The organism is Thiohalocapsa sp., from assembly GCF_022340605.1.
Lineage (GTDB): Bacteria > Pseudomonadota > Gammaproteobacteria > Chromatiales > Chromatiaceae > Thiohalocapsa.
In genome coordinates, this window is record NZ_JAJDNQ010000086.1 from 1 (window position 1) to 3,862 (window position 3,862).

Annotated in this window: 4 protein-coding genes; 1 reads left to right on the forward strand and 3 read right to left on the reverse strand. The window is 70.8% G+C overall.

Going from position 1 to position 3,862, the window contains the following annotated elements; genetic code table 11:
- On the reverse strand, positions 1-1,059 hold a 1,059-nt coding region (locus LJE69_RS11885; RefSeq protein ID WP_296925231.1), incomplete at its 3' end, for a hypothetical protein.
- 232 nt (positions 1,060-1,291) lie between these two features.
- On the opposite strand from LJE69_RS11885, the gene cbiB reads away from it, so the two are divergent.
- Positions 1,292-2,254, forward strand: a complete 963-nt coding sequence (cbiB, locus tag LJE69_RS11890) for an adenosylcobinamide-phosphate synthase CbiB (protein ID WP_296925233.1) — start codon at positions 1,292-1,294, stop codon at positions 2,252-2,254.
- A gap of 282 nt (positions 2,255-2,536) precedes the next feature.
- Here cbiB and LJE69_RS11895 read toward each other — a convergent pair whose 3' ends face one another.
- Positions 2,537-2,773 (reverse strand): PEP-CTERM sorting domain-containing protein, encoded by a 237-nt coding sequence (locus LJE69_RS11895; protein WP_296925235.1) that lies wholly within the window; start codon positions 2,771-2,773, stop codon positions 2,537-2,539.
- A gap of 357 nt (positions 2,774-3,130) precedes the next feature.
- A partial coding sequence (locus LJE69_RS11900; protein ID WP_296925237.1) for a glycoside hydrolase family 9 protein occupies positions 3,131-3,862 on the reverse strand: 732 nt, incomplete at its 5' end.

A 3,862-nucleotide genomic window follows, 5' to 3' on the forward strand; every position in this document is an offset into this window, starting at 1 on the left:
CACCGGCATGGGGCCGATGTCGCCGAGCCAGTTGCCGACGAAGCCCAGCTTGGTGGCCGCCGGCAGGTAGCCCACCTGGTTGACCTGGATGCTGCTGCTGACGGTGTCCTCGGTAAAGCTCAGCGGGAGCTCGGGCTCGGCAAGCCCGGCACCGGACGCGCCAACCAGCTCGGCAAGGTCCACCCGATAGGTCTGCCCCGGCTGCATCGCCCGCGGCAGCACCAGGTGCAGCCGGGACTCCACCACGGCGCCCTGACCGCCTTCGGTAATGTCCACGGCGGCACGGTCGGCGCCCACCGCCTGCACCGGCACGGGCGCCGCAAAGTCCGGGTCGGTGTCGCTGCTGACGGTGAAGGCCGCGGTTTCCAGGGCGTCGATGTCCAGGCTGTCCAGCCGGACGGTCAGCACCCGCGCGGACGGCGTGGACCAGCCCAGCACGTGGGGCCGGGCGGTATCGATGAGGCGGATGTCGTCCACGTAGAAGGGCGCCGGCGCCGGCGACGGGCCGAACATGATCAGGAACACGCTATCCAGCGCGAATTCGGGGCTCGCCAGCGCGTCCATCGGGATCACCGCCTCGCGCCAGTTGGCGTCGACGACACCGCCGTCCACGTAGTCGGCGACGCGCACCGAGGTGCCCCAGCGCTGGTCGGCCAGTACAATCGACGGGTCGACTTCGCCCTGCTCGGCGCGGATGCGGAAGCTGAACGCACTGTAGGGGCGGAAGTCGGTGCGGCCCGCGGCCAGGCGCAGCAGTTGGTAGTGCCAGTAGGTGGGCGTCACGCGCAGCCCGAAGTCGCCGGTGCAGGCCGCCGCCGGGTCTTCGGCGACGCGCTCGATCTGGCTGAAGGCGGCCGCCGCGTCTTCGGTGTAGATGCTCAGGTCTGCGGCCTGTGCCGCCAGCGCCATGCAGCAGGCGATCAGCGCGGTGCAGCGTCGCGCGAAGCGCCCGAGTCGACGCTGTGCGCGGCCGGCGTCGCGCGGCGACGCGATGGGGCGCCGGGTCTCGGTGCTGGGGCTGGGGAAGAAATGGCGCGCTGCGTCGTTGTTGTTGGCCATGGCGGGCTCCTTCGCTGTACGTCGCCCGCCGCATCCGGCTAGGGCTTGGTCTTATTTTTGAGCATCGTCTCTACCCTAAGCTTTTCAGTAAGAAATGCCGTGAACTGCTGCCCACAACGTCGGATACGGCGCCATCGCGTCGAGCGATCGCCGGCCGTCCGCCGGCGCTGAGCCTCGCCATCGACCCGCCGCACGAGCCCAAGACCTCCGAGCGACCCATCCGGTCCCGACCTTGCTGCCAACATCGCCCATCGACCCCCAACTCGCCCTGCTGCTCGCGGCGGTTGTCCTGGACGCACTACTGGGCGATCCGGACTACCCGCTGCACCCGATCCGCCTGCTGGGCCACGCGAGCATCGCGCTGGAGCGCCGGCTCTTCGCGCGTGGCTGGGACGGCCGACTCGCCGGCGCGCTGCATGGACTCGCGGTGACTCTGGGCGCGCTCGGCGCCTGGTGGCTGGGGCACGCGCTGCTGGTGGCGCTGCACCCGCTGCTCGGCTGGCTGTGGGACCTGTTCGTTGCCTACAGCCTGCTGTGTACGCGCGACCTGCTCGCCCATGGCCGGCGCGTGCTTTTGGTGCTGGACGATCTGCCCGCGGCGCGGGAGCGGTTGCGCTGGCTGGTGAGCCGGGACACCGCCGGGCTGGACCGCGGCGGCGTCGTGCGCGCGACCATCGAGAGCCTGTCCGAGAACCTCACCGACGGCGTGTTGACGCCGCTCTGGGCGCTGGCGCTGTTCGGCCTGCCGGGCCTGGTGGTGGTCAAGGCGGTCTCCAGCCTGGACTCTATGGTGGGCTACCGCAATGCCCGCTACGGGCGCTTCGGCTGGGCCGCCGCGCGCACGGACGACATCATGCACTGGCTGCCGGCAAGGCTGTCGGTGCCGCTGCTGGCGGCGGCCGCGGCGCTGCTGGGCCGGCACTGGCGGGCCGTGCTGCCCGCGGCACGGCGCTGGCACGCCGTGCTGCCAAGCCCGAACTCCGGCTGGAGCGAGGCCGCCGCCGCCGGCGCGCTGCGGGTACGCCTGGCCGGCCCCGGGCGTTATCACGGGGAGGAGATCCACCGGCCCTGGATCGGCGCCGATGCCTGGCCCGCGGACCTGGACGGCGGCGACCTGCGCCGGGCGCTATGGCTGGTGGGCCTCGCCGCCGGACTCGCGAGCCTGATTGCGGCGGGGTTGTGCCTGGCGGCGTGAGGATGGCGTGCTGCCTTGGCGCCGGTCGCGGCACCGAGAGTGCCGCTCCCACAAGAGCCGCTCCCACAAGGGCTGCTCCGTTGATCGCTGCTGCGGGCGAGCGGGCAGTGTGGGAGCGCCACTGCCTTTTGTGGCGCGATGACGGCCGTGTGTGTGCCTGTCGCGTGGCGGTTACTCGGGCGTGGAGTGCTGCCTTGGCGCCGGTCGCGGCACCGAGAGTGCCGCTCCCACAAGAGCCGCTCCCACGAGCACGGGAGCGGGACGGCTTGTGCCGCGGTGCCGTCAGCCGGCGCGGCGCAGCCTGAGCCCCGCGAGACCGATGCCCAACAGCGCCCAGGTGGCTGGTACCGGGGCAGCGGCGACGGAGAACTGGCCGGTGAGAGTGTCCGTATTCGCGAAGCTGATGGTCAGGGTGCCCGCGGAGGTTGCGTAGTCATCTTCCGTGTCGATGTTTGGCCTGCCGCCGTCCCAGGTGCCGACGGAGACCAAGTCGCTCCCGGGCGAGTCAACGGAGATCATGAAGCTGCCCAAAATATTCAGGGAACTGTCGAGCAACTCGAAGCCGTTGGTGTCCGAGGGGAAGTCGGGTGAAGTCTCCTCGACGGCAGCCCAGTAGGCATCCGAGGAAGTGCTTTACTTACAAAAGGCTCGCCTGGCTCCCACGCTGGAGCGTCAATGCCGTCGAGTCGACGCCCATCGGTGGGGTTGACTCGGGCCGGCTTCAGCCGGTGTCTATGGCGAGGCGTGCGCCGTCACCTCAGCAGCAGGAGCCACAGGGCCGAATTGCCGAAGTGCCCTCTGTTGGGCATCCGCGGGGTGCGGGCGAGCACGGAGCTGGAACTTACAAAAAAGGTGTAAAGCCTTTCCTGAACCCCGTCACAACGGGAAGCGCCGGCGGATCTCGGTGCCGACCCCGGGCCGGCGCAGCAGCCCGTAGGCGATGCCCACCTGCGCGTAGTCCGCCACAGTCGGCTCGGACATCTGCGGCAGGTAGTCGGAATCCGTGTACCGACGCAGCGCCGGGTAGGCGGCGCGGTACTCGGTGTCCGTACCGGGCTGGCGACCGGCAGGCTCGGCCGGCGCGTAGGCGGCGTTGACGGCGCGCATCTGCGGTGACAGCGCCGGCACGTGCCAGTGCGGCCCAAGCACCGGGATGCCGCGCAGGGGCTCGGGGTTGGCGTCGTACTGGGAGAGCTTCGACAGCGGGAAGCGCGGTGAGCGGGCGCCGAAGCCGGTGATATAGCAGAGCGCCTGTGGGTTGCCGCCGAGCTGCGGCGTCGGCGACTGCCAGGCCCAGTCGAGCAGCGTCTGTTCGCCGGACAGGGCATAGGCCTGCAGCAGCGGCAGGGTCGCGCGGGTGGACAGCGCGAAGCTGCCCCAGCCGACGAAGCCGATGTGGTGATGCACCGGCGCACGATAGGGGTTGCCCGCGGCCATGCGGGCGCGCCAGCGTCCGGACTCCAGCACCGCGTCGCGCGCCTGCCGCTCCAGTGCCGGGTCGCGGGCGCCGTCCGCCATCAGGTAGGCCCAGAAGGCGGCCATGGCCTGTTTGTCGTAGGTGACCGGGTTGGTCGGGTCGGCATGGACCTGGGACGCGAGCTCGCCGTA

Coding starts and splice junctions, on each gene's coding strand:
- LJE69_RS11895 (WP_296925235.1), bottom strand. CDS start 2,773: ATGATCTCCGTTGACTCGCCCGGGAGCGACTTGGTCTCCGTCGGCACC.